We start from the raw sequence: 26,908 nt of genomic DNA on the forward strand, positions 1-26,908 counted from the left end.
GACTGAGCACTGCATATAAATACAAAGCACAGTCCGTTGTTGAACTTAATTAATTACTTAGGAGACATCACTCATGATGAGGATCTCTAACTCGGTTTCTTTACTGGCGCTTGCTGTCAGTGCTGTGGCCTTAAGCGGTTGTGGCGGCGATTCGTCAGAGCCTGGCGAAGTTTTACTGACCTGTAATGTGCCTATGGTGCCCAATGCTGCGGGTACAAGTTGTGTGGCGCCAGAGCCAATAAGCTGCCCAGCTCCTACCGTGCCCGATGAAAATAATGAGCAATGTATCGTCGGCGCCGATCCCACGCTGCCCGACCCGGTGTTTACTCCCGGTGACAATCAAGCTGTGGTGTACTACAACCGCCCTAATGACGCGACCAACAGTGCAAATGATCCCGTTTATGACGGTTATAAATTACATACTTGGAATAACGACGAGTGTGATGCTTACGCGGCGCCATTTGATGCAACAGATTGGGCCAATGGTCATCAGTTTGATGGGATTGATCCTAACTACGGCGCCTACTGGATTGTTGAGCTAAAAGATGGCTACAACGAATGTGCTAACTTTATTGTCCATATTGGCACTGAAGGTTCGGGTAAAGCCATGGGGGATGTCGATTTAAAAATGCCCCTAATGCAAGATGATGAAACCTTTGTGCGAATGAACTTTACCTTGCATGGCGAGCCTTCGGTTTTCGAATATCCAATCTTAAGCTTAGGTGCGCAGCCATTATCTATTAGTGGTATGAGTGCTCACTGGCTTGATGCCGATACACTCGTATGGAATCAAGACGATGCCGGTATTGGCATGTTCAAACTGCACTATAGTCAAAATGGTGATTTAGCCGTTGAGGCTGAGCCAGACCGTATTGTTAACAGTCAATCGGTGGAGCTCACCGCAGTTGAATTAACTGATGAGCAAAAAGCGCTGGTGCCCCACTTAGCCGACTGGCCTGCTTATAGCACTGGCCTGAGCCAAGATGAGGCCAAGGCTGTGGCAAAAGCTCAGTTAGTGGTCGCGGCTTACAACGGCGACGATACGCCTGTTGCGGCGACTTATGTGCAGCACGCCAAGGTGTTAGATGCCTTATATACCCTAGGTGAAAATGACGCTGACGAAGCCACCCTTGGTGTGGTGTATAGCGACGATGGCATTATGTTATCAACGTGGGCGCCCACGGCTAAATCTGTCAGTGTGAATATTTATAACAGTGACAAGACACTAAACCGCAGTGAAGCGATGAGCCTAGATGAGGCCACCGGCATTTGGGGTTATAACACTGATATGAGTGTCGACCGTTTGTATTACCGTTTCGAAGTGACGGTGTATCACCCAGTCAGCAAGCAGATCGAAACCATAGAGTCCACCGATCCATACTCGCTAAACGTGTCAACTAATGGCCGTTATAGTCAGTTCATTAATTTAGCTGATGAAGATCTCAAGCCAGAAGATTGGGATGGTCATCAAGTCGCCACTATCACTAACCCTGAAGATGCGGTGATTTATGAAGGTCATGTACGAGATTTTAGTGTTCGGGATGAAACCACTTCAGCGGCTAATCGCGGTAAGTACTTAGCGTTTACCGAGATGAACAGCGCCCCAGTGATGCATTTGAAATCTTTGGTTGAACATGGTTTAACTCATTTCCACGTATTACCAGTAACCGATATTGCTAGCATTAATGAAGATGTCAGCGAGCGGGTCGAAATGACCGATACGCTAGGCATGTTGTGTGACAAGATAGAAGACAATGCAGATGCGTGCAGTACCCAAGATAAGTCGGCCACCATTGAGAGCATTTTGGCCGATGCCTTGCCTGGTTCGGCCGATGCGCAAGCGATTGTAGAGGGGATGCGCGGCTATGATGGATTTAACTGGGGATACGATCCACACCATTTCATTGCCCCTGAAGGTAGCTATGCTAGCTCGCCAGAAGGTACCGCAAGAGTGCTTGAACTACGTGCAATGAACAAGGCTCTACATGATATGGGGCTACGCGTTGTGCTAGATGTGGTCTATAACCATACCAGTTCATCAGGGCTGTGGGACAACTCAGTGCTGGATAAAATGGTGCCGGGTTATTACCACAGGTATAACGAAGAGAGTGGTGATATTGAGCGCTCTACGTGCTGTGAAAACACCGCCACTGAACATCGTATGATGGATAAGTTTGTCAGTGATTCTATGGTGATACTCGCCAAAGAGTACGGTTTTGATAGCTTCCGTTTTGATGTAATGGGGCATATGCCTAAACAGAGCATTTTAAATGCGCGTGATGCTGTGCAAGCAGTCGACCCAGATAACTACTTCTATGGTGAAGGTTGGAACTTTGGCGAAGTGGCCGATAACCGTTTGTTTGAACAAGCCACACAAGCCAACATGGCAGGTAGTGAAGTGGGTACCTTCAATGACCGTATTCGTGAAAGTGTCCGCAGCGCCAATATCTTTAAAACCGAGGCCAGTGATGAAGCACTTCGCGACCAAGATACCCTGCGCCTTTCTATGGCGGGTAACGTTAAAAACTTTATTCTAAAAGATTTTAATGGCAACTCAGCTAAAGGCAGTAGCTTTAGTTGGAACAGTCAGCCAACCGCTTATGCAGCGGATCCGGCCGACAGCGTCAACTATGTCTCTAAACATGACAATGAAACCCTGTGGGACAACTTGCAATATAAAAACCCAGTGGGCATGAGTTTAGACGAGCGCGTTCGGGTGCAGAACATAGCTGCCACCATTCCACTGCTTAGCCAAGGGATCCCATTCTTACAAATGGGCGGCGATTTGCTGCGCTCTAAATCAATGGATCGTAACAGCTATGATTCGGGCGATTGGTTTAACTGGGTAGACTTTACCAAACAAAGCCATAACTGGAATGTTGGCTTACCGCGTGAGCAAGACAACGGGGAAAAGTGGGATATGATAGCGGGCATTTCCGCTAACCCTAATGCGGCTGCCTCAATGAGTGAGATTGAGATGGCATCGAAGGTATTTAATGAGTTCTTAAGTATTCGCCGCGATAGCCCACTTATGCGTCTCACCAATGAGATGGATATTATCGAGCGGGTTGGTTTCCATAATGTCGGTAAACGCCAGACTCAGGGCGTGATTGTCATGAGCATTGATGACGGCGAGCAGTTAGCAGACGTAGATATGATGCACGATGCCATGGTGGTGATGGTTAACGCTAGCGCCGAAACCGTCAGCCATACGATCCCCACTGCGGCAGGCTTTGAGCTTCATCCAACGTTAAGCGCTTCTATTGATGCCATTGTCACAGGTGCTAGCTTTAGTGCCGGCGAAGAGGAAGGCACCTTTACCGTACCAGCTTATACCACTGCGGTGTTTGTTAAACCGCAAGGTGCGGATCGCGGCTATGGTCTGGCTGCCAATGCAACAGTTGGCGCGCCGGATGTGGTGCCTTATGGTAGTACCGAAGTGTTTGTTCGTGGTGGTATGAACGGTTGGGGCGAAACCGACATGCTGACTTATGTTGGTGATGGCGAATATCGCATTGCTATTACCTTAGCGGCCGGTGACTATGAATTTAAGATTGCATCGAGCGATTGGAGCAGTGTTGATTTTGGTGGCCTGTCAGCGGCTGAAGCTCAGGTAGAAGAGGGAGTTGCCGAGCCGTTATCTCGCTCAGGGGCTAACTTGCACTTTAGCGCAGCAATCGACGCCACTTATGTGTTCTCTTTTGATGCTTCAGATAAAGAAGCTCCGGTATTAACTGTGTTCAATGAAGAGCCGTTTGTTGGCACTGAGGTGTTCCTGCGTGGTGGCATGAATGGCTGGGGCACCGATGACATGTTGAGCTATATGGGCGGCGGTATTTACCGTGCTGATATCACATTAGCGGCAGGTTCACAGGAGTTCAAAATTGCATCAAGCGACTGGTCTACTGTCGATTACGGCTCAGGTGAAGCCGATGGTGTGGTGACCTTGATGCAAGAGAAGCTACTGGCGGTGAGCGGCGCAAATATGACCTTTGATGCGCCGGTTGATACCACTTATGCGTTCATCTTTGATGCATCAAACCGCAATGAACCGACCTTGACCGTGTATGAAGCGGAAATGTTCGGCAGCAATACGGTTTATGTTCGCGGTGGCATGAACGGCTGGGGTGAGGTGGATGTATTGAGCTACCAAGGCATGTCAGTGTATAGCGTTGATATTGACTTAGCAGCTGGCGACAATGAGTTCAAAATTGCCACCGGTGACTGGAGCACGGTTGATTTGGGCGCGGCAGCCGAGCAAGAAAATGTCAGTTTGAATGTTGGGCAAACCTTAGCGGTAAAAGGGGCAAATATGCACCTTGATGTTGCTGAAGCGGGCAGTTATCGCTTCACCGTGACTGGGCCGGATGCTAAAGCTCCGCGACTAACGGTAACCAAAAACTAACCGGTTTATAGCTGCTAAATAACGATAAAAAAACCCAGCATATGCTGGGTTTTTTTATCGGCTCATTTAGTTATTTTAGCTTAAAGCCATTGTCATATCACTGTCATTATTGGCTGATTTTGATGACATTGTTGGCAAATAAGTGCTTTTGCTGTTCATCGGTATAAGAGCGATAGCTAAATTGATATAGCGGTTGTTTGCCATTGGCGACATCAATGGTGAGCTTGGCGTCTTTGCCCTTAAGGGTGATCTTGCCTTTCATGTTATTACTGTCACACAAATCTAGCTTAGGCGAGCGGACAGTAAACACTTCTTCCTGTTCGCCGAAAGTGGTGATTTCCACGGTATGACAATCGATCATATGTAAATTGAGTTGACCAAACTCACTGACAAATCCATTGGGCTCATCAGAGCTAAAACTACTGGGCTGCGTGCTCGGCTCGGAGGTATTTACTGCAAATGCTGATAGTAAATATTGCTCACCAGGCGCACACATTAAAGCTTGCGCTGTAGAGAGTGGTGATAATGCAGCGATAGCGGCAAGTAGGAGAGTCGGTTTATTCATTCTATATCCTTATATTTAAAGCGATTTTACTCAGGGAATGCGATGGTAGCTTAGTGATTACAGCTAAGGCTATTGTCGGTGCAATGATTCCTACTTTTGGTGGGCAAAAAAGGCCATAAATGCTGCTTTTAGGTAGTCATTCACCCTGTCACATAGGTTGGTTTAGCCATGGTTTTATTTGGGTGTTTAGCTATGCAGAACCGGCTTAAATTAGACCGTAAACCAGCATCACCAACTAGGACTATGACCGGCTAATAATTGCCAAAATAAACTGTTTATAATGAGTTGTTAGCTGATTTTTTTTTGCACGTCATGAAACTTTTGTTAATCAATTGCTGTTTTTTTTACTTGCCGATCACCTTGCAATCCCTTGCTCAATAAGGATTTATTAATTTTGACATGTTAATGAAATGTTTCTGACACCTTGGCGCAGTCTTTTTGTCATTTTTGATCGTTAGGTTTTGCTGCCTAATTACTCAATAGCTTTAATCCGTCCCCGGAGATGACAATGGACCTGAAAAATATTTTTAAACTTGGTGCGCTTTCTACAGCATTAGCCTTAGCGGGTTGTGGTGGTGATATTAATATCAATACTGGCAATGAAGAAACGCAGACGCCAACTAACCCAACTAACCCAACTACACCTACGGTAAGTGACCAAGAGGCCGCTTATAGTGGATTTGCTGAGCGTAACACCAGTTTATCTGTTGATGGTAAAGAAGTATGGACGTTGAAAGGTTCGTTACTGCCAACAACCGATGCTTCAACTATGGGCTCTGGCGACACCGGTGGACAAGATGCAGCCAAAATCGTTTTAGGCAACGATGTGGTTTGGGAGCTTGATGGCGCTGTTGTTGCTGGTGGCGACAAAGAAAACAGCGTTGAGCTTGAAGTACGAGCGGGTACAAAAATTATCGGCGGCAGTGATTCTTATTTGGTAGTGAGCCGTGATTCAAGCATTCACGCTGAAGGCTCGCAAACTCAACCGATTGTATTTACCTCAAAAGAGAGCGCGATTGGCCAAGCTGGTGAAGCGGGTCAATGGGGTGGTTTGGTCTTACTCGGTAATGCGCCAGTGAACACTTGCCCTGATTTGGATGCTTGTGATGCGGCCTTTGAGGTTGGTAGCCACAACTATGGTGGTAACAACGCTGAAGATAGCTCTGGCGTGCTGAAGTATGTTCGCGTTGAGTTTGGTGGTTTTAAAATTAACGATACCCAAGAAATGAATGGTATCTCATTTGGTGCGGTTGGCAGCGGGACTGTTGTAGACCACATCCAAGTGCATTTGAACAACGATGATGGCGTTGAGTTCTGGGGCGGTAACGTTTCCATTTCTAACGTGGTTCTCACCGAGAATTTTGATGATTCTCTCGATTGGACAAACGGCTGGCAAGGGACTGCCCAGCACGTTTACATCCGCCAAGCCGATAACGGTTCTAACCGTGGTATCGAAGCGGATAGCAACAGTGATGCTAACGCGACTCCACAGTCAATGCCGGTACTGGCTAACGTGACAATTGAAGTGGCTAACGGTGAAAATGCAGGTGGTGATGCTGCCGAAGGTATTTTGTTCCGTAAAGGCACCGGCGCACATGCCTATAACGTACTGGTTAAAGGTGGCGTTGATTCAGGTGAATGTTTAGAAATCAACGATGACAACACAGTCGTGAGTGCGCAAGATGCTAACTTGACCATGCAAAACAGCTTAATTGATTGTGTTGAGCCATTTAAAGATGCTAAGCCTGATGCTGAAGAAGGCCGCACATTAGCGTTAGATGTTGAAGCTTGGTTCTTAGAGCAAAATGGCAACTTAGCCGGTGCATCTGACCTTGACGGTTACATACCAAATGCTTCTTCAGTCGCTCTGACGGGTGGTGCAAGCGATTTGAGCAACATGGATGACCGTTTGGTGGATGCCGAGTACATTGGTGCATTTGATGGCAGCAACGATTGGACTACAGGTTGGACAACCGCCATCCATGGCGATACGACTCCACCGGTAACAAGTTTGCCGACCCTGACCTCTTGCCCGGTAGGCACCGCTGCTGAAACCGTTGTAGCAGGTATCTACAAGAATGAAGACATTAACCTAGTATGTACCTTAGAAGGTAACGTCACTTCAAATATCACCCTGCTTGCCGGTGAAAACGTCATGTACAAAATTGATGGCGGAGCTGTCGTGGTTGGCGGTGACAACACGGATTCAGCAACACTTGGGATTCAGGCGGGTGCCTCTTTGTTTGCCACAGATAACAGCTACATTGCAGTGAGCCGTGGCTCAAAAATCATGGCACAGGGTAATGCACAACATCCTATTGTGATGACCTCTGAGCAAGACGTGATTATGGGGGCAGAAGGTCAACGTGGTCAGTGGGGCGGTCTAGTTCTGCTGGGTAATGGTCTGACAAACAAGTGTGAAGATGCCACCAGCTGTGATGTTGCTTTCGAAGTGGGTGATTTCCCATATGGTGGTAATGACAACACCGACAGCAGTGGTCAGCTAAGTTATGTCGTAGTTAAGTACGCTGGTTTCAAAGTTAACGATACTCAGGAAATGAACGGTATCTCGTTTGCAGCGGTAGGTAGCGGCACACAAGTTGACCATATCCAAGTTCACGCCAACGGCGATGATGGTGTTGAGTTCTGGGGTGGTGCGGTCAACCTTAAATATGTCTACCTGACTGAAAACTTCGATGACAGCCTAGATTGGACTAACGGTTGGCAAGGTAAGGCGCAGTTTGTCTATATCACTCACGAAGACGGTGCTGCTAACCGTGGTATTGAAGCGGACAGCCATAAAGGCAGCGGTGATACGCCAGTATCTAAACCGACGCTATCAAACGTGACTATTTTACCTGGTATGGATATCGAAAACGCCAGCGGTGACAAAGGCGAAGGTATTCTACTTCGCGTAGCAACAGCGGGTGAACTGCACAATGTGCTTGTACAAGGCCGTAAAGGTGCGACTGCTGAGACTGAAACAGGTGAGTGTTTAGAGCTTGATGGTACTTATGCTGACTTGGTTGATAACGTTAACAATGCCCAGCTGGTGATGACCCACTCAATCATCGATTGTAATGAGCCATTTAAGTATAGTTCTGACAATACTGAAACAGCAGATGCGGTAAACGTTGAAACTTGGTTCCTTGGTCAGACTGGTAACAGCACGAGTGCTGTGAGCTTAACAGATGGTATGCCAGCAGGCACCGATACTGTGTTGTTAGGTACGGGTACTGACATGAGCACGGCAGATAGCTTCTTTGAGTCAACTGATTACATTGGTGCATTCGATGGTCAGACTGACTGGCGTCAAGGTTGGGCTTACTACCCACAATAAGTGATAGCACGGGGGAGCCAGTGCTCCCCCCTTTATTGTTGCACTTATTGATTCTATTCCTTGAACTCCTACAGGATTGAAATTCTATGAAAACTCAGCCGCGTTTTACTGCAAGTAAGCTAAGTCTAGCTGTAGCATCGGCGATTTCAGCGGCCACGCTTTTTACAGCTTCGCCTGCTTTTGCACAAGATGAAAACAATGTTGACCCAGGTGAAGACTTCCCTATTGAGGTCATTGAAGTTACTGGCCGATTACGTGCCCATGCTTCAGCCGCCATGGAAGAGCGCCGCGAACAAGTTGCGGTAGCCGATTTAATGGGCGCAGAACAGATTGCGAGAACGGGTGATAGCGACGCTGCCGCAGCACTGCGACGTGTAACCGGTTTAACGCTCAAAGATGGCAAATTTATTTATGTACGTGGATTGGGTGAGCGCTACTCGAGCACCTCACTCAACGGTGCTACCGTTCCGTCTCCGGATCCGACCCGTAATGTGGTGCCTTTGGATATGTTCCCAGCATCTATTATTGAGTCATTATCGGTGCAAAAAGGCAGTACAGCCGATATGCCTGCTGCTTTTGGTGGTGGTCATGTGGACATTCGTACCAAATCGATTCCAGCAGATACCTTCTTTAAGGTGTCGGTAGGTGGCCGATACAATACCAACGACAGTCAAGATACCTACACCTACAATGGTGGCGGTGACGACTGGCAAGGTAAAGATGATGGCACCCGAGCAATGCCAGGGAGCATCACTCAAACAGTTAATCAATATGGCGGCATTAGCCCGATTGATATTGTAACTGGTTCAAATGGCCAGATTGATTTTGCTTCGGCGCAACAGATGAACCGTGATTTGGCCGGTGACATTTACCGTGACATGACGGTAAAAACCGAGTCAACCGATCCAGGGTTTCGCGGCAATATCGCCCTAGGTAGTAACTGGGACATCGGTGAAGATGCCATTTTTGGCGTGATGGCGGCTGCTTCATACAAAGAGCAAGCGGAAAACTACACTAAGTTAGATGTGGAACTTGACGGTGATGAGTCTCAAGCACAAGTAGAAAATGCCAAAGATGTGGTGGGCACCGATTCTATTGTGCAGTTATCTGGGATGCTGAACTTAGGTTTTGAATTTACCGAAGACCATAAGATTGAGACTTTCACTACCTACTTACGCGACACTTCTGATGATGTGTCGGTGGCGATTGAAGAGACCATTGACACCCTAGGTGAGCCTAACGCGTTGCAGGTTTACCAAGTTGATTACGAAGAACGTGAACTGTTAAGTAATCAGATCAAAGGGCATCACTTCTTTGAGATGTTATGGGACTTGCAAGTTGAGTGGATGTATTCTGATGCGAGCTCTGAGCGCTACGCGCCAAACGAGCTGTCTTACACCTACAATGTTTTGTTTGATGATGGCGGCAATCTCACTTCGCGGAACCTCAATACCCAAGATGCGCCTAAGTATGTCTATAGCAAGCTTGAAGATGACACGGTCAACTATAACTGGAGTGCGGCGCTGCCTATCGAGTTTGGTTATAATGTGGCGACCATTAAGGCGGGTTATGAGTATTTTGAACGCACGCGTGAGAGCTATGCTACTCGTTTAGGCTTCGATGTGGGCTTGAGCCCAACCGATCCAAATGGCGATATTCTATCAGGTGACTTTGACCAGATTTTCAGCGATGAAAATATTGCCAATGATACCTTAGATATTGAGCTCAAAGATGCTTCTACCGACACCGAAGATTATGTTGCCGCAGAGAAGAATGATGCCGCGTTTGTGAGTGTGGATATCGACTTTGATGATGTATGGCGACTTTATGCTGGCGTACGCTATGAAGACTTTAGACGAGTCACGTTACCCATAGATCCAGAAGGCGAAGTGTCCGATGAGGGCGGCCGTTACGACATGAGTGACTATGCTATTGCCGAAGATGGCTGGTTCCCATCGTTGTCAGTAACTTGGAAAGATACCGATACTACCCAATGGCGTTTAGGTCTAAGTAAAACGATTGTGCGTCCAGATTTACGTGAAGTCTCGCCAGTACGTTTCCAAGACCCAGTCACAGGTTTCGATTTCTTTGGTAACCCAGAGCTGGAAAGTTCGGACATCTACAACTTTGATGTACGTTGGGAGTGGTATGCCGAGTCGGGTACTAACCTCAGTGTTGGCGGTTTCTATAAAGACATTGCTGCACCGATTGAGCCGATTCAACGTATTTCAGAGGCAGGTCGTCAACTTAAGTTCTACAATGCTGATTCGGGTTATATTTATGGTATTGAAACTGAATTCCTTAAAGATCTGAGCTTCTTTGGCGATGATGGTAGTGTTTGGGAAAGCTTTTTCATTACCGGTAACTTAACCCTAAGTGACTCTGAAATTGATATTTCACCTAATGGTGAGATTGACCCCACCAATGAAACGCGTCGCATGACGGGCCATTCAGAATGGGTGACTAATTTGCAGCTTAGCTTTGATTCGCCAGATGACTATCATAGTGCAACGCTAGTGTATAACGTGTTTGGTGAACGTATCGCCTATGGCGGTCGCGGCGGCCTTGATGATGTGTACGAAAAGCCGTTCCATAGTTTGGACTTTACCTATAGCTTTTTTCCCGCAGAGAGTTTTGCGATTAAGTTTAAAGCGAAAAATATCTTAGGTGAACAAACCGAGTATGAGCAGCAAGGCATCAAGGTATACGCCAAAGATCCTGGCACTGAGTACACGCTGCAGTTTAGCTATACATACTAACTCGCTGTGAAGCATAGGTCTAACACAAGCCCGCGCCCCAAATTGGTGCGGGCTTGTTCTATGTATGCCTATTTGAATTGCCATCAACTATCGTAATCGCTTCAACGGTTCAAATGTGTCTATTGTACTCATACTTTAGTTTTGCTCATGTTTGTAGTGGCTTGATGAGTGATAAATCGAAACACCCGCCACAGCTATGTTAGCGAGGTGTTAAATCCTGCTATTACCCAAAAGTTTATATTTCACGCTGTAAAAGCCCCTTAAGTTAGTTCCTTCTTCTAATTGTTTGGCAAATCTTAGCTCTATAGCATGAGTGCATCTCTAACATTTACGTCAATGAGTGATGAGGATGTGAGTGGGGGACATCGATGGAGTTTGTGTTCAACAGTCTGTTTTACGTTGTGTCTGTGGCATGGAAGTCATCTGAGAAAAGGACATAGTGCGGCAAAGCCGCTCTACACTCTCTTGATTATTCAAAATAATGGGTAAACAGCATGATGCTAAAAAACAAAACATCTTTGGTTTTTCTCGCGGTGACAGCGGCACTTAGCTCACAAGCTATGGCAGCTGACCGTACAGACGTATCGTCTTTGAGAAACCTCTCTGCAAGCAACAACATCAATAGCGTCGTTTCTCTTGAAGCGGGCAGCGATTTCAAAGTGGCAAAAGAAGTTAAGCTTAAGTCTGGTAGCAAACAGCGTTTACAACAGTATTTTCATGGTGTGCCAGTATACGGTCACAGCATTAGCGCTGCTAAGTCAGAAATGGGTTTTTACAGTGATTTAAAAGGTAAAGTACTTAACAACATTGGCAAGGGTGAAGCGTTTGTCCAAGCTAAATTGTCAGCCGAAGATGCCATGCGCGCATCGGTACGTGAGCAAAAAAACGTTGTTAGCAAAGCTCGTCACAATGAAAAGGCCGAACTTTTCGTTTATCAAGACGATGCGGGTCAAGCACGTTTAGTTTATATCACCTCTTATGTTGAGTACGGTGATTCACCATCACGTCCATTTACGATTGTTGATGCACACAGTGGTGAAGTACTAAAACGTTGGGATGGTATCGCCCATGCTGAAATTGGTACAGGTCCAGGTGGTAACGAGAAAGTAGGTCAGTATGAATACGGTACTGATTTTGGCTTCTTAGACGTTGAGCAAAACGTCGATACTTGTACTATGAATTCGCCTAACGTGAAAACTGTTAACTTGAATCATGGTACTAGCGGTACAACAGCGTTTGAATACACATGCCCGCGTAACACAGTGAAAGAAATTAATGGTGCATATTCACCATTAAACGATGCGCACTACTTTGGTAATGTGGTTTATAACATGTATAGCGAGTGGTACAACACCGCGCCGCTGAGCTTCCAATTGACCATGCGTGTTCACTACGGCAACAACTATGAGAATGCGTTCTGGGATGGTGCGGCCATGACATTTGGTGATGGTCAAAACACTTTCCACCCGTTAGTAAGTCTTGATGTTTCTGCACATGAAGTTAGCCATGGTTTCACTGAGCAAAACTCTGGCCTTATCTATTCCAACATGTCAGGTGGTATGAACGAAGCGTTCTCGGATATGGCCGGTGAAGCTGCTGAGTTCTTCATGCACGGTGTGAATGACTGGCAAGTGGGTGCGGATATTTTTAAAGCGCCTGGTGCATTGCGCTACATGGATGATCCAACTTTAGATGGTGTATCTATTGGCCATGCAGATGACTACTATGATGGTCTAGATGTGCATTACAGCTCGGGTGTATTCAATAAAGCCTTCTATTTACTGGCTACCACAGCGGGCTGGGATACGCGTAAAGCCTTTGACGTAATGGTACTTGCTAACCAACTTTATTGGACTGCCGATAGTGAGTTTTGGGATGGTGCTTGTGGTGTGACTACAGCAGCAAGTGATTTAGGTTACACGGTCACAGATGTTGAAGCCGCATTCTTAGCCGTAGGTGTTGAGGCTTGTGTTGAGCCTGAGCCAGAGCCACTACCGGAGCCAACGGTTCTTGAAAATGGCGTAGGCGTAATGTCATCAGGTGGTGCGGGTCAAAAGTCTTATTACACACTTGAGGTTCCTGCTGGCGCAACGGATCTTAGCTTTGTTATGACAGGCGGTAGCGGTGACGCTGACATGTACGTACGTTTTGGTGAAGCACCGACTACAGGTGATTACGATTGCCGTCCATATGCTGCGGGTAACGAAGAAACCTGTGACATCGACCCAGCTCAAGCCGGCACTTACTGGGTAATGCTAAACGGTTGGTCAGCGTATGCTGATACCACTCTAACGGGTAGTTTTGTTGGTGATGAAGTACCTAATGTGGGCCCTGAGGCTTCATTTGATGCCGCGTTCGCGCTAGGTGTTGGTACATTTACTAGCACAAGTACTGACAGTGACGGTACGATTGTAGATTATAGCTGGGACTTTGGTGACGGTAGCATGGGCAGCGGCGCAATGGCATCGCACCAGTACACTATGTCTGGTAACTACAGCGTGACGCTAACCGTGACCGATGATGATGGTGCAACTGATTCAGTGACTACGGCATATGATGTCGAAGTACCAGCGATGACCGTTGATCTTGAAGTGACGCGTGCGAACAAGTCTCGTCGCGGTTCAGTCCGTGTGAGCCTAGAGTGGAGCGGCGCTGCAGGTGATGTCGTTGTGCTACGTGACGGTGTACAAGTGGGTACTACGGGTTCATCTCGTTATACCGACCGCTTCAGAGACGAGAACGTGACCAGCGTAACTTATCAAGTTTGCGAGCTTGAAGGTGCATGTTCTAACGAGCAAGTAGTTAACTTCTAAAAAGCAGTTAACGACTCACCAGAGACAAGCTGGCATTGAGCTCAAATCCATTTTGAGTTTATGACAGAAAAAGGCCATCATTGAGATGGCCTTTTTTTTTGCTCATAATCCGTACTGAGATAAGTTGCACTTTGAAGAGTCTCTGCCTGAACAACAGGAGCCTTGTATGTTTGATATCAGCTCATATCGAGTGTTTGTTCGCACAATGCTATTGATGCTGCTGACTGGATTATTGCCCTCACACGTCACGGCGAGATCATGGGATACATTTGACACGCCTGTAAGTGGCGAGGCAGCGAGTATCGGCAGCTATGCGAACGGCTGCATTAGTGGAGCTAAGGCGTTGCCATTGGTGGGGGAGGGCTATCAAGTGATTCGCACACAGCGAGGCCGTTACTATGGTCACCCAGACTTGGTAAATTTTATTGAGCAATTAAGTAAAACCCTACATCAAAGCAATGACGGATATTTATTGATAGGTGATATGTCGATGCCTCGAGGTGGGCGCTTTCAGTCAGGGCACCGTAGTCATCAAAGTGGTTTAGATGTTGATATATGGTTTCGTCAGGCCGGCGGATTATTGTCCGATGATGAGCGAGAGCAGCCCAGCAAGTTAGATGTAGTGCAAGCTGGTACCTTTAGTGTGAATCAATACTGGCATCAGTCGCATGCGGATATGATTCGCCAAGCGGCGCTCAATCCAAAAGTTGCCAGAATATTTGTTAATCCCGCGATAAAACATCAGTTATGTTCTATGCAGTGGCAAGATGACAGTTGGTTGCAAAGAGTACGGCCATGGTGGGGACATTCACTACATATGCACGTGAGGCTGCGGTGTCCTGCTGGTGATGCGTTATGTCAAAATCAAGCTGAGATATCGGCGGGTAACGGTTGTGACGAGTTAGCTTGGTGGCAGCAACAAATCACTGCCCCAAAAAAGCCCCAAACGGAAACGGTGCAAAAGCCCAAAGCTAAGCCTAAACCTATGCAGCCCCAGTGCAGAGCCATGTTAAATGGCTGATAGTGGCCCAACGCGAAGTGATTGAGCCACCACAGGCTGTTATAGCTTTAAGCTGCGTCCTTTTCGAGAACCATCATGGCTGGTGGCACGCACAGCTTGAATAATCTCTAGCGGCGGTGGGCTCTGATGCCACTTGCCTTGTTTATCCTGATATTCGATAGGTAGCTGCGGTAAGCTGGTGCTGGTGGCGAGCGTGTTACCCTCACGCTGCGATCCCACGGTTGGAATACGATACAGCACCCCAGCTTGCTCTAATTTAGGCAATGCCTTTAGGCTCAACGTGGTAGCAAATGCCAGCCATTGTTGGTCGCGTCGCTTTTGTGAATCTTGGCTAAAATAGTTAGATTTTTCATGGTAGTGCTTGCCTTGGTAATCGTAGGCTAATGCCCACTCGGGTAGGTGCCAAGCCCGCTCTGCAAGCGCTAATAAACGTGGGTAGAGCATGTATTGCGCCCGCTCGTCGGTGCGGATCATTTCACTCCATAAATGCCCTTGAATGCCTTTAAATTCGTTGCCTTGTTTTAGCTGTGTCTTACTATCGTCACTTTGGTAAGCATGTTCTTTAGTATCTCGCCAAATCTCCGCATGGGCTGGTAAGTTGTCCGGCATAAATTCAAAAATTTTCTGGGTGCTTATATGACGAGCCGCCCAATGGTTACCCGGCTCTTCGGGGTGTGCCTGGTAAGGGAAATCGAAGTAGGTCACTTCAGGGGTTGATACCACAGTTTGCCAACCTCTGTTGGCTTGCTCATGGGTTGGGATATGTCCTTCACTGTATAGTAGTGACCAAGAATTGGTTTGCACCTTGGCAGGCATGTTGTCAGGGCGAGTTTCACCCATACCGTCGTTCCAACCAGCAACTTGAATGCCTTTTTGCTGCAACATGGTGGCGACTCGTTCAATAAAATAACCGTTCAAGGTGTTTAGGCCTGCGAGCTGGTCCCCTAGGCGCTTTTTTAGCTGGTTACATGCCGGTGATTCAAGCCATGCTCCGGCGGTTTCATCCGCGCCAATATGATAAATATCCAGAGGCATACCGGCTTGTTGATGCATAGCTTGAACATCAGTTATCACGGTATCGATAAACTTATAAGTGTTATCTATACATACGTTTAAAGTATTGTCGGTGTAATGCTGAATGGAGTAGTAATGGGTGGTGTCTTGCGGCTCGACCAGACGGTACTCATTGGCTTTTTGGCTATCGCCTTGTTGCAAATAATGTTGATACCTAGCTTCCATTGCATGGATAGCTGCACGGCTGTGACCAGGCATATCTAAAGATGGGATTACTTGGATATGTCTAGCCTTAGCATATGCGAGGATTTCTAGGTAGTCTTGCTGGCTGAAATATTGCTTATCACTGGTTTCAATGTCACTGCCTAATTGGGGCAGTAAGCAGTTTTTGGGGGTGGTTTCAAAGCAGCGGCGGCTTCCTACTTCAGTCAGTTCCGGTAATGAATCAATCGCGAGGCGCCAACCTTCATCGTCAGCGAGATGTAAGTGTAGTTTGTTGAGCTTATAAGCAGCCATCTGCTCTAAGGTTTGCAAGATGAACGCTTTACTTAAAAAGTTCCGTGCCACATCGACATGTAGGCCACGAAACGGATAATGTGGCGCATCTTCAATACTCATTGCTGGCAGACTTAAGTCGCCTTTAGTGAGTAGGGCTGATATCGATTGCAGCGCATAGAAAGCACCAGTTTTGTCATTACTGCGAATGTTGATTTCATCTGCAGATATATCCAGTTGGTAGCCTTCAGCTTCCATGTTGGCTTTGCTATCAACGATGACATTGAGCGCTAGCCCTTGTGGATGTTGCACCACCCCAAGGCTCGCCAAGCGTTCTAAAGCGACTTGTAGCTCTGCTTGGTCAATACCCGTTACGTGTACGGCAACGCCGTTGCTCAAGTCGCCGGCTTTAACATCGCTGAGTAAAGCTTGCTTCTTGGGGGTCGGAATGAGTCGATGACGAACATCGATTGGCTGTTTGAACTGAGGCTGAGTTTGATAGATTGTTTGAGTATCGGCCCAAGTGGTCCTGTCATCGCTACTGAGCCTAAATTGGTGTTCTCTGTCGGTAAAAGGCAGCAAATAGGGTTGCAGTTCGAGTCCCGTTTCAGGGTCGATGCTGATTCTGGTGCTATCGATAATTTGCGCTGGCTGACCTGAGCTATGCACAAAGAAGTTAGGCATAAACTCACTGCGGGTAATTTGGCTGCCACCACTGACAAAGTCGATGGTGTAAGTTTGTTTCGCATTAAAACCGCTGAATGTCGCTTTAGGGCTGATTTTGTGTAAATCGCCGTTGATGTGCTCAATGGTAAACGCTGGTGAGTGCACCTCAACAACTGGCATGAGGTGGCTGAAGTAAATGTCCCAATTAGTTGCTGTGAGTGTGTTAGGCAAAGTGAGGTGCAACTTTGATTGGTAGCAACTGCTGATCCCATGGTATTTAGAAATTGCATCGGGGCATTGCTGTGGCTGACTATCAACCAGCTGATAGTCGATGTCCAGTTGTTCACTGAGTAGCGTGACGCTGGTTTGTGCACTGGCGGACAAACTGAGTAAGCTGGCGATAAGTGTGAGTGTCTTTTTTATCATCTTAATCTCTTTATTGTTATTTTTAACGATAAGTTATTGTTAGCTCGCCATCGATACTGGCGCTGAGTTTGACTGACTATCTAAATACAGTTGTGCCGCCCCAAGTAGCGCGCTATTGGGTTCGCTGGCGGTGACGATTTGCAGGTTATCAATCACCTTTTGATAGGGGAACTGGGTGAGCGACTGCCATACACTGTGGCTGAACAGATCAAAAGATTTGGCCACAGATCCGCCAAGCACTATCACTTGTGGGTCGAGTATGAGTAATAACTGCGATATAGCGTAAGCGACGTGCTCACCAAATTGTTCGAAGGCTGCCTGAGCGTCAGCATCTCCTTGGCGTGCTTTATCCGCTAACACTGCGCCTTTATCACCGATATAACGATCAAAAAAACGCCCTGACGCATAATCATCGATGGTGGCATCTTTATAGCTCACTTCACCCACTTCGCCGGCACTGCAATTATGGCCTTCATGGAGTCGATTATTGATGATAAAGCCTGATCCGACACCGGTTCCTAAACAGAGTCCGATAATGTCGTGGTAACTTTTTCCTGCGCCAAAGCGGTGCTCACCTGCAGTAAAGCAATTGACATCATTGTTGATATAAACCGGGCAGTGATAGTGACCTTCTAAGACCTGCTTGAGCGCAAATTCTTGCCATGCAGGAATATTCACCGCATCGTAAATGATGCCCTTTTGGGTATTAACGATGCAGGGCACCCCAATCGTGATGGCTTGAGTATCGGTCTCAAAATACTTGTCGATACAGTGGATAATGAACTCGGTAATGGTGTCGAGTTCAGCCGTTGCCGGAAAAGCCAACGTTTCGCTAGCGGTAATTTGCTGTTGGTCGTAGCGACCAACAGTGATCGTTGTGCCACCGATATCTAAAGTGACAATAGGGGATGATCGCATAGGGAACCTATAGAGTTAGCGCTATATAACAGGTAGCTAGCTGACCGGTGTGGCGCGTTTGTTGAACAGTTTAATGGTTTTGTTGGCGACTAATGGTTTAGCCCAAAAGCCAATGCTACAGATGTAGGCGAGTAGCACAAATACCACGACCATCCCCGATTTTAAGTTTCCGGTGAGGTCAATAATCAGGCCCACTAGCGGTGACGCAAGGCCACCACCAATAATACCTGTGCATAAAATGCCCGCAACGGATCCGTGGTGCGCTTTTACTGAATTAAGTGCCAGTGAAAAGATGATTGACCACATAACGGAGAGGAAAAAGCCTGTCAAAGGGAAAGCGATCAAGGCTACTTCTACCGAACCGAAGAGGGCGAAACAGAGTGCAGCAATTGCTGCAGTTGAAAATAGAATAAGTACGATGCGACTATCGAGAATTTTCACTAATCCTAAACCTAACACGCAGCCGATTGTGAGCATCAACCAAAATTGACTGACAACACCGGCACCTTGGGTGAGAGGGTCAATACCATGGGCTTGTTGTAAATACAGCGACATAAAGTTAGCAATGCCTTGCTCTGACCCCACATAGGCGGCAATGGCGATAAAAAATAGCATGACTTGTTTGTTGCTCAGCAACTGTTTGTAGACAGCAAAGGTACCGGTCGCTTCTTCATCATTACGGCTGACTTTAGGCAGACGTACCTTACTGACTAACACCACCATAAAAATGGACATTGCTGCAAACAACCAATACATCGACAACCAAGGCATATTGCTAGGAATAACGGATTGGGCAACTGAGGTAAAACCGCTTGCTGCGGGGGCATTGAGTTCTGTGACAAAGTAACTAAAAACAATGGGACTTAAGGTGCCTGCTATACCAAAAAGCAGTTGGCCGGATACTGAATAGAATGCAAAATTCTCTTCTCCACCCACTACCCGCAATAGCGGGTTAATCGCCACTTGAAGCATGGCCATACCCATGCCGATGCAAAAGAGCGACAACATCGCCATAGTGAAAGTCGGTAGCAGTGCAAACAGTAAGGAGCCGCTGAAAGCCAGCAAAAATGCGCCAATAATGACAGGCTTTTCGCCGTGTTTATCAACTAAAATACCCGCGGGAATCGACATGACGCCATAGGCGGCAAAGAAGGAAAACGGTAAAAAGCCAGCGAGGGCGAGACTGATGTCGAAATCGGTAACCAGTGACGGGAAGATTGGGCCGATAATATTGGTGATAAAAGACACTACAAAAAAAGTGACTAGCACTAACGCTACGATAAATTTGTTTGTCTTCATGACCCGTAATTCCTTGGTTGAGCAAGCTAAGTTAGCAAAACACTTGCCTACCTAGTGACAGTTCCTAGTGATAGTTATCAACGCTAATTGACTAGCAAACTTAGTGTGCACAGGATTCAGGAGTCTGTGATATACACAACTATCAAATACTAATACTTTTCTATTGCAGCCATCTTGCTGCAAAAAATGAAACCGACATTAATATCGGGGAGTTGTATTATTCTATTGATTGCTGATGGGTAAATATCAAATTTAATATTAGTTGTTGATGTTTATAAAATATTGAATGTAGGTTTTTTATGCTTCATGAAGAAGCTAAATTAATAAGGAAACAAAATGAATAATATAAATAGACTAAAACTTACGATGGTTTCTTTTGGGTTGTTTTTGGGCGCACAGGCAAGTATCGCGTTTGCAGCATCATGTGCTGACTCTTGTGTTATAACCGCTCAGCAACAGCAAATTACCATGTGTTCAGGTCAACAATCAGCCTGTGCTGCTAGTGAGCCACTGTTCAATCATTTATATCAACAGTGTCTACAAACTTATTGCAGCAACTAATAAGACAAATAGACAAAGGCCAACAGCGAAAACTGTTGGCCTTTTTTACTTTTAGTACGCTAAAACGCTGGGACTTAGTTAACCGCGAACAGTGTATCGCTCGCAGCCGGTGTCCAAAGCGCTTGAGATACATGATCAGCAATAACCGTGTATTCAGTTCCCATGTAAGTCACTAAATCACCTGCTTGATAACTGACATTAGCCGACCAAACCGCGCTAGGTGTGCTCTTCACCCAAAGGTTAGAGTTAGCTGTGGGTGCCCAGTTATCTTGTGCGGTATGGGCAATCACTGTTTTAAAGACCACATCTTGGTAGGTGACATAATCACCCACTTGGTAGTCAACGTTGTTTTGCCATTTAGGAGCATAGTTATCCATGGTATCAAAGGCGTAACCAGCAGCCTTAGCCAGTTCAATAAACTCCGCTAACTTAGGTAAGTTAAGCGTTGCGCCTTGGCCACGTTTACCATCTTCAAATAAGAAGTCATGGGTAAGGATGATCACTTTATCTGCATGTAACGCGTCGCCACATGGGAAGTTGTGAGTTTTAGAGTTAATCGGGTTAATTGTGACCGGTGCACAAGCATTCAAGGCGGCATCAACATAGGCCAACATATCCGATGCTTCCGTTAAGCTGTTAGCGGGGAAAGCAATCCCCCAGTTTTCCGGCGCCCAGTCAAGATCCCAACCATGGATGAGATAATCCTTATTGGCCAGAATATTGGACACTTCAATGGCTGCTGCTGAGCTATTTGATGGGTTGTCAGGATCGCACACATAACCTGGCTCCCATGGTTTAAAGTCATCAGAGGTGGCACATAAGCCATCACCTTTTAGCTCGCCGCTAGAACGCCAGCCATTGGTATACGGTAAGCGTGCTAACGTATCACCTTTATAGTTAGGGTAGCTCTGAATGTTAGGAATATATGACTCAAGCACCGTTAGGTTTTTGTCGAACATTGATGCGTCGTACACAGGATCTTGATAGGAGTTGATTTGATGATTCCCGGTCGCATTACAGTCTGCGCCACTGGTGGGGCCGAACTCTTCTACACAGTTGTGGATCATATGATCGTAGCTGTGGTTACCAACCACGTGACCACCTTTTAAGGTATCGATAAGAGAGACTAAAGCCAAATCTTCGTTTTCATCACCAATCCCGTCTAAGTGCCAAGCATTGACATAAAATGTAGCTTTGATGCCACCGGCATTGAGGGTATCAAGCAGTGCTGGTGTAGCATTCATTGGGCCATCGTCAAAAGTGAGGTAGATAGTTTTATCGGCGGCGTTTGCTTGGCCCAATGTTGCTAAGCCAAGGGTGAGTGCGGTCACTAGGGGTTTTATATTCACAGTAAATCGTCCTTATTGTTTTCAGGGTAATTATTCATTGCCATATTTTTTTATATGTTTGGCCATAAATAACCTATCGACTTATGTGAGGGTCAGTTATACGAATCAAGGTTGTTGGTATATTATTCTATCAAGTTATTCTTATATTAAATATTGTAATTCAGTGTTTTTAAATATCGGATAATAAACTTGTTACTTTGACGGGCTTTTATTAATTTTATCGCTGAATGGCTTGTCTGCTCTAGGTTTATTGATGTTACTTTTTACTGGTGGTTTTTTGTATATTTTAAATAATAATTAAATATGTCAAATTATCTGCAAAGTGGTGCTGGTACGATGAGTTGCGGGCTAGCGAACAGCGTAGAATAATATAATATTAAGGTCTAATATCATTGCTTTGGTATTTAGATAAACTGGCTAAGCTTTCTGGAGAGAGCGCTTCACTTTTTATTGAATTAGCACCAAGGTCGGATTACAAATAAACGGATTTTTACGATGAAACCCATGTGCGAGAAGGTGATACCGTCCACCAATAGCTCTTGGCGGTACGTTAAGTATGATATCCCTCAAATTGACTTTAATTGGCACTACCATCCTGAGTACGAGGTTTGTTTGACGCTTAACAGTCAAGGCTTACGCTATGTTGGTGATAATATTGCTGATTACGCTGATGCCGACTTAGTGCTAGTGGGGCCTAATATGCCCCATACTTGGCATAGTAGCCCTAATGAAGATGGCTCTATGCAAGTTGTCCATGTGGCGCAAATCCCCAAAGTTTGGATTGAAAATTTAAGTGCAGATCATCCAGAAATGACCGCACTAGAAACCATGCTGAAGCGCTCTGGGCGCGGTCTTTTATTCTCTAGTCATAGCGGCGAGCGTGCTAAGGCTTTGTTTGAGCGCATGACCCAAGAAGATACATTCCAGCGTTATATTTTACTCTTGGAACTGTTTAATATCATGCTGCAAGATGAAGACCCTCAGCCGTTGTCGAGTAGCTTTTTTAGCTATGGGGATAAAACCGATGCCGGCATTGATAAGCTAGATAGGGTGATTGAATACATCTACAAGAACTTCGATTCAGCGCTTTATGCTGATGATATGGCCAAGCTTGCTCATATGAGCACCAATCATTTTCATCGCTTTTTTAAACGCCGCACCGAACGCACATTGACCGAATTTATTAATCAACTGCGTATCGGTAAAGCCTGTAAATTACTGATCACCTCTAATCACCCCATTGCTGTTATCAGTGACAAATGTGGCTTTAACAACATCTCCAATTTTAACCGACAGTTTTTATCGATAAAGAGCTGTACGCCTAGCCAGTTTAGAAAGCAAATTAGGGCGAAGCACCTATTGTCCTGAATGCTTCTAGCCCTTTTTAGCTGTATAGGGTTAGGCGCTTAGGGCATAGCCACCTTTCAAATGGGCCACTTGACTGAAGCCAAGGCGATGCATGGCCTGTGCAGCTACCATTGATCGGCTGCCACTACGGCACACTAATACCCACTGCTGCTGTTTAGCGTTGCTATTTTCTTCAATGAATTGCACTAGGCGTGTTAGCGGGATGTTGAGATCGCAGTTATCTAAGTCGGCCAGATCATGTTGCAACGCGTATTCATGGGGCTCACGTATATCAACAATTTTCAGATCGTTAGGTTGCGATAGCACCTGTCTTAGCGTCTGGCTGGTATATTCAATGATGTGTTGTTGCTGGCAATCTTGTGTGTAGGCGCCACACATAATGGTTTGGCCAACTTCATCGCATAGGTGGGCATCAAGTTGCTGCTTACGACTGACAAACTCATTACGGTCAATGGATTCGGTTAACACCGCTTTTAAAAGCGCATTTCGGGGCATTTCCGCCGCGAAACTGGTGGTGAACTCGTTGTGATAATCATGGCTGGCGCACAGCAAAGTATCTTGGCCTATCAATGCATACAAAGATTTGAGACTGTCGAACATCTGCTCGGCGCTACTGCTATCAAAGTTAGTGCGCCCAAGGCTGCCCATCAATACCGTATCACCACAAAAGGCAAAGTGAATCCGTTCATCATTGGCTAGAAGAAAAGTCACGCTATCATCGGTATGGCCGGGAGTGGGCACCTTAATTAGTTTTAGGGTGCCGACTTTCATCATGTCAAAACGATTGTTTTGTAAATCCAGTTTATCGCTGTCTGCTGGCCAGCCTAAGTGATCACAATCTTGCTTGGCTAAGTGTAACTTTGCCAGCGCAACGCGGCCAGATTCGTGGTCGGCATGGCCGTGGGTATCGAGTATGGCAACAGCTTGTAGCTGCTGGCATTGCAATAACGTGTCAATTCGCTCAACCAGCTCCGGCACGGCATCAATGACCACGGCTTGTTGACTGGCTTGGTCAGTATATACCCAACAACAATTCGCCCCAGCGCGCAGTTCTACTAGGCCGTTGAGTGGTGATTTGTCATCGATTTGCTCAGGGTTAATCCGCAAGCAGCTTTGGCCTAACGCATTTGCCGCCGTTTGAATGCGAGCACATGCAGCGTCTATCTCTTGTTGGCTAATGGCGGGTCCAAAAGACATTCTTATCGCGCTTTCGCTCTGCCAGGTCGGCAGTCCCATGGCATCAAGTACGAAACTGCGGGTGACTTTTGAGCTACACGCTGATCCGGAGCTGACGCGGATATGGGCCGCATCAAAGAGATCCATGATCTCTTTACTACTGAATCCAGGAATCGCGAAATTCAATGTGGTTGCCACGCTGTTGCTAAAGTCGTGATTAAACACAATGCTAGGGAAAGCCTGAGTGAGGCTATCAGCTAACTGCTGACGAAAACTATCAAGGGTTTGCAAATCGGCAAAAGGGCTATTTGTTGGCTGAAGTAGCATATCAAAGATCACCGATAATGCTGCTAGACCTGGCAGATTTTCAGTTCCGGAGCGTAACCCTCCTTCTTGACCGCCTCCGGCAATAAAAGGCGTAAACGGGGCGTTGTCTCTGATATATACAAAACCAATGCCTTTAGGCGCGTAGAGCTTATGACCGCTAAATGGGGCATAGTCGATACTGGTGTTAGCGAGTGTTAGTGGTCTTTTTCCTAACGCCTGTACACAATCGACCATCCAAAATACGTCAGGATTATGCTGACGAATACAGCGATCGAGTTCGGGGAGGTCTTGAAACACGCCAGTTTCATTGTTGACCGCCATGGTGCAAATCATCAATGCCGAAGGCACATGCTCGGCAATAAAGTCATTGTCCAAATTACCCATTTTATCTACCGGAATGGCTTTTATTTCAGCGTTGATGCCAAGGATCTCATTCCAGTGTGCCAGTGAGTTGGGCACCGCCTTATGTTCTGTCGCGCCGTAAAGTAGGCTATAGCTTTTGTCGGCTTGCATCTGCTGTTTGGCGGCTATCAGTGCCGACAGGATTGCAGTTTGAATACCTTCTGTCGCCCCACTGGTAAAGATCAATTTGCCATTGCCGCTGCCGAGTAATTGCTGCCCCTTTTGGCGAGTTTGCTCCATCAAGTGTTTGGCTTTCAGGCCCGTAATGTGGCTACTGCTTGGGTTACCAAATAACTCCTGCATTGCAGCTACTGCGGCGTCTGCTGCCTGGGGCAGTACTGGGGTGGTAGCGTTAGCATCAAGGTAAATTTGGCTCAGTGATTGGCTTTGGCTCATGGGTAACTCTTATTCTTATGGTTATGTGGGTTTAATTCATCACCTATTCTTTTATTTCTTTTGGTGATAACTAATTCGATTTGGTTATATTAGCAGTTTGGTGATATTGATCAAGATCACATTTACTGTGTATGGCAACGGAAGTTGACAGTGGTTTGAGCCAGGGAAATTATCAATAATTTATTGATAGTGTTTAAAGTCAGGCGGCATTTATCAACTGTTTTGGTTCGCTTATGATGTTGTTTGTTTTGAATATGTGGGATGAGATTAAGGTGGAATGATGAAGATTAGGCGCGTAATCGCTAAAGCTGTGCTGTTGGTGGTGACATTTGGCTGCCAGTTAACATTTGCTAATGACGCTGTTCCTATCGCTGAGTATAAGCAGTCATCCTGGCTAAGCAGCGATGCGATTGAATGGGGATACCTTAATCCGTTAAGAGGAGATAAAAGTCCCGCGGCTGCTAATTTATGGGGAGATCGCACCCAGAATAAAGCAACGGGTATGTTGGTGAGATTTAATCGTGGCTTTGCTTCACCACCACACATTCATAATATCAGCTACCGAGGTATCGTGATTGAAGGTGAATTACATAACGATGATCCCGCAGCGGCTAAAGCGTGGATGCCAGTCAGCTCTTTTTGGACCCAGCCAGCGGGTGAGAACCATATAACAGCTGCAAACAGCGAAAGTAATCTAATTTACTTAGAAATCGACGCGGGGCCTTATTTGGTTAAACCATCTGCAGAGCAGTTTGTTAGTGGTGAGCATGCATTGAATATGCACCGGGATAATTTAGTTTGGCAACCCGTAAGTAACACCAGTGCTAGCAAAGACTCTAATGTGCAATTAAGCCAACTTTGGGGCAGCCCCATTGACGGGCAACTTGGCGGATTGCTGTTGAAACTGCCTGCGGATTATCAGGGGCGGATTACAGTCGATGCTGCTGAATTTCGTGCTGTAGTGATTCAAGGTCAACTTAACTATCAATCCGTGGAGTCCAACGGGCAGGTCAGTTTGAACAGTGGTAGCTACTTTGCATCTCAAGGTAACTTTAGCCATGAAGTGGCAGCAAATGGTGAAGCAAGCATTATTTATATACGTACCGATGGCACATATCGTCTAGAGAGCCACAGCCCGCTTTAATCATCACTGGTGACCAATGAGGACTGCACAATCATTGTGATATCAAATTGTGCAAATGCAGCCTGAAGCTCTGTGGCGACTCGGCTTTGCGGTTTAAGTGGAAAGCTGACTTTTCCTTGACGAGTATCGATATAAAGTTGGTCACCGAGTAAGCGTACTGAGCCGATATCGTGATAAGGGACGCTAAGATTCTTAGTTGTAGTGCGACCATGATCAAGTGGCATATTGATAAAGTGGAGTTGAGACGGATCGAAAACCATTCTTTTATGCCACATATAATTGACAGCGACGATGCCCATAATGGGGAAAACAGCCCAATTAAGCCACTCTGCCCAACTACTACCTAGCCGCTGGATAAACATCAATCCGAGTAAAAATAAATAGAAAATAGCAAAGCCCAGTGTAAACTGGCGAAAAGGTCGAATTATAATTGATGCAGGGCAATTTGGGTCAGCCATAAAAAG

At 46.3% G+C, this 26,908-nt stretch carries 14 protein-coding genes; 7 read left to right on the plus strand and 7 right to left on the minus strand.

Annotation, left to right across the window (positions count from 1 at the left end):
• Positions 1 to 73 precede the first annotated feature (73 nt).
• Positions 74 to 4,405, plus strand: a complete 4,332-nt coding sequence (locus FLM48_RS02715) for an alpha-1,6-glucosidase domain-containing protein (RefSeq protein WP_179023280.1) — start codon at positions 74 to 76, stop codon at positions 4,403 to 4,405.
• 106 nt (positions 4,406 to 4,511) lie between these two features.
• Here FLM48_RS02715 and FLM48_RS02720 read toward each other — a convergent pair whose 3' ends face one another.
• Positions 4,512 to 4,970 carry a hypothetical protein gene (locus FLM48_RS02720; protein ID WP_179023282.1) on the minus strand — a complete coding sequence of 153 codons (459 nt, stop codon included), beginning with the start codon at positions 4,968 to 4,970 and terminating at the stop codon, positions 4,512 to 4,514.
• 508 nt (positions 4,971 to 5,478) lie between these two features.
• Between FLM48_RS02720 and FLM48_RS02725 the strand changes: the two genes are divergently transcribed.
• From FLM48_RS02725 to mepA, 4 genes are all read left to right on the plus strand, one after another.
• A complete protein-coding gene (locus FLM48_RS02725) occupies positions 5,479 to 8,310 on the plus strand; it encodes a hypothetical protein (protein WP_179023284.1) in 2,832 nt (943 codons plus the stop codon).
• Positions 8,311 to 8,396: 86 nt separating this feature from the next.
• Entirely contained in the window at positions 8,397 to 11,069 is a 2,673-nt protein-coding gene (locus FLM48_RS02730; RefSeq protein WP_179023286.1) for a TonB-dependent receptor domain-containing protein, read from the plus strand.
• Between the two features lie 494 nt (positions 11,070 to 11,563).
• Complete coding sequence (locus FLM48_RS02735; protein WP_179023288.1) at positions 11,564 to 13,882, plus strand: M4 family metallopeptidase; 2,319 nt, start codon at positions 11,564 to 11,566, stop codon at positions 13,880 to 13,882.
• A 166-nt stretch (positions 13,883 to 14,048) separates the two neighbouring features.
• Entirely contained in the window at positions 14,049 to 14,903 is an 855-nt protein-coding gene (gene mepA / locus FLM48_RS02740; RefSeq protein WP_218645323.1) for a penicillin-insensitive murein endopeptidase, read from the plus strand.
• 39 nt (positions 14,904 to 14,942) lie between these two features.
• Here the strand turns inward: mepA and FLM48_RS02745 are convergent, their stop codons facing one another.
• From FLM48_RS02745 to FLM48_RS02760, 4 genes are all read right to left on the minus strand, one after another.
• Positions 14,943 to 17,504 carry a family 20 glycosylhydrolase gene (locus FLM48_RS02745; RefSeq protein ID WP_179023290.1) on the minus strand — a complete coding sequence of 854 codons (2,562 nt, stop codon included), beginning with the start codon at positions 17,502 to 17,504 and terminating at the stop codon, positions 14,943 to 14,945.
• Positions 17,505 to 17,543: 39 nt separating this feature from the next.
• Positions 17,544 to 18,422, minus strand: coding sequence for an ROK family protein (locus FLM48_RS02750; RefSeq protein WP_051484519.1), 879 nt, complete (start codon positions 18,420 to 18,422; stop codon positions 17,544 to 17,546).
• A 36-nt stretch (positions 18,423 to 18,458) separates the two neighbouring features.
• Positions 18,459 to 19,721, minus strand: coding sequence for an MFS transporter (locus tag FLM48_RS02755; protein WP_179023292.1), 1,263 nt, complete (start codon positions 19,719 to 19,721; stop codon positions 18,459 to 18,461).
• 635 nt (positions 19,722 to 20,356) lie between these two features.
• Complete coding sequence (locus FLM48_RS02760) at positions 20,357 to 21,631, minus strand: carbohydrate-binding protein (protein WP_179023294.1); 1,275 nt, start codon at positions 21,629 to 21,631, stop codon at positions 20,357 to 20,359.
• Positions 21,632 to 22,126: 495 nt separating this feature from the next.
• On the opposite strand from FLM48_RS02760, the gene FLM48_RS02765 reads away from it, so the two are divergent.
• The gene (locus tag FLM48_RS02765) at positions 22,127 to 22,999 is read left to right on the plus strand and encodes an AraC family transcriptional regulator (protein WP_179023296.1); all 873 of its coding nucleotides are present in this window, start codon (positions 22,127 to 22,129) and stop codon (positions 22,997 to 22,999) included.
• Between the two features lie 30 nt (positions 23,000 to 23,029).
• Here the strand turns inward: FLM48_RS02765 and FLM48_RS02770 are convergent, their stop codons facing one another.
• Positions 23,030 to 25,300, minus strand: coding sequence for an aminotransferase class V-fold PLP-dependent enzyme (locus FLM48_RS02770; protein ID WP_179023298.1), 2,271 nt, complete (start codon positions 25,298 to 25,300; stop codon positions 23,030 to 23,032).
• Between the two features lie 277 nt (positions 25,301 to 25,577).
• On the opposite strand from FLM48_RS02770, the gene FLM48_RS02775 reads away from it, so the two are divergent.
• Positions 25,578 to 26,444: a DUF4437 domain-containing protein gene (locus FLM48_RS02775; RefSeq protein ID WP_256871026.1), complete on the plus strand. Its 867-nt coding sequence runs from the start codon at positions 25,578 to 25,580 to the stop codon at positions 26,442 to 26,444.
• Here FLM48_RS02775 and FLM48_RS02780 read toward each other — a convergent pair.
• Positions 26,441 to 26,902, minus strand: a complete 462-nt coding sequence (locus tag FLM48_RS02780; RefSeq protein ID WP_179023300.1) for a hypothetical protein — start codon at positions 26,900 to 26,902, stop codon at positions 26,441 to 26,443. The two genes, FLM48_RS02775 and FLM48_RS02780, sit on opposite strands and share 4 nt — an antisense overlap.
• Positions 26,903 to 26,908 lie beyond the last annotated feature (6 nt).

Origin of the sequence: Shewanella sp. Scap07, assembly GCF_013394145.1 — a bacterium.
Classification (GTDB): Bacteria; Pseudomonadota; Gammaproteobacteria; order Enterobacterales; family Shewanellaceae; genus Shewanella; species Shewanella waksmanii.

What these genes read in the sequence shown, in the direction of transcription:
- FLM48_RS02715 (WP_179023280.1), top strand. Translation starts at nt 74, where the DNA reads ATGATGAGGATCTCTAACTCGGTTTCTTTACTGGCGCTTGCTGTCAGT.
- FLM48_RS02720 (WP_179023282.1), bottom strand. Translation starts at nt 4,970, where the DNA reads ATGAATAAACCGACTCTCCTACTTGCCGCTATCGCTGCATTATCACCA.
- FLM48_RS02755 (WP_179023292.1), bottom strand. Translation starts at nt 19,721, where the DNA reads ATGAAGACAAACAAATTTATCGTAGCGTTAGTGCTAGTCACTTTTTTT.
- FLM48_RS02735 (WP_179023288.1), top strand. Translation starts at nt 11,564, where the DNA reads ATGATGCTAAAAAACAAAACATCTTTGGTTTTTCTCGCGGTGACAGCG.
- mepA (WP_218645323.1), top strand. Translation starts at nt 14,049, where the DNA reads ATGTTTGATATCAGCTCATATCGAGTGTTTGTTCGCACAATGCTATTG.
- FLM48_RS02775 (WP_256871026.1), top strand. Translation starts at nt 25,578, where the DNA reads ATGATGAAGATTAGGCGCGTAATCGCTAAAGCTGTGCTGTTGGTGGTG.
- FLM48_RS02780 (WP_179023300.1), bottom strand. Translation starts at nt 26,902, where the DNA reads ATGGCTGACCCAAATTGCCCTGCATCAATTATAATTCGACCTTTTCGC.
- FLM48_RS02770 (WP_179023298.1), bottom strand. Translation starts at nt 25,300, where the DNA reads ATGAGCCAAAGCCAATCACTGAGCCAAATTTACCTTGATGCTAACGCT.
- FLM48_RS02730 (WP_179023286.1), top strand. Translation starts at nt 8,397, where the DNA reads ATGAAAACTCAGCCGCGTTTTACTGCAAGTAAGCTAAGTCTAGCTGTA.
- FLM48_RS02745 (WP_179023290.1), bottom strand. Translation starts at nt 17,504, where the DNA reads ATGATAAAAAAGACACTCACACTTATCGCCAGCTTACTCAGTTTGTCC.
- FLM48_RS02725 (WP_179023284.1), top strand. Translation starts at nt 5,479, where the DNA reads ATGGACCTGAAAAATATTTTTAAACTTGGTGCGCTTTCTACAGCATTA.
- FLM48_RS02750 (WP_051484519.1), bottom strand. Translation starts at nt 18,422, where the DNA reads ATGCGATCATCCCCTATTGTCACTTTAGATATCGGTGGCACAACGATC.
- FLM48_RS02765 (WP_179023296.1), top strand. Translation starts at nt 22,127, where the DNA reads ATGAAACCCATGTGCGAGAAGGTGATACCGTCCACCAATAGCTCTTGG.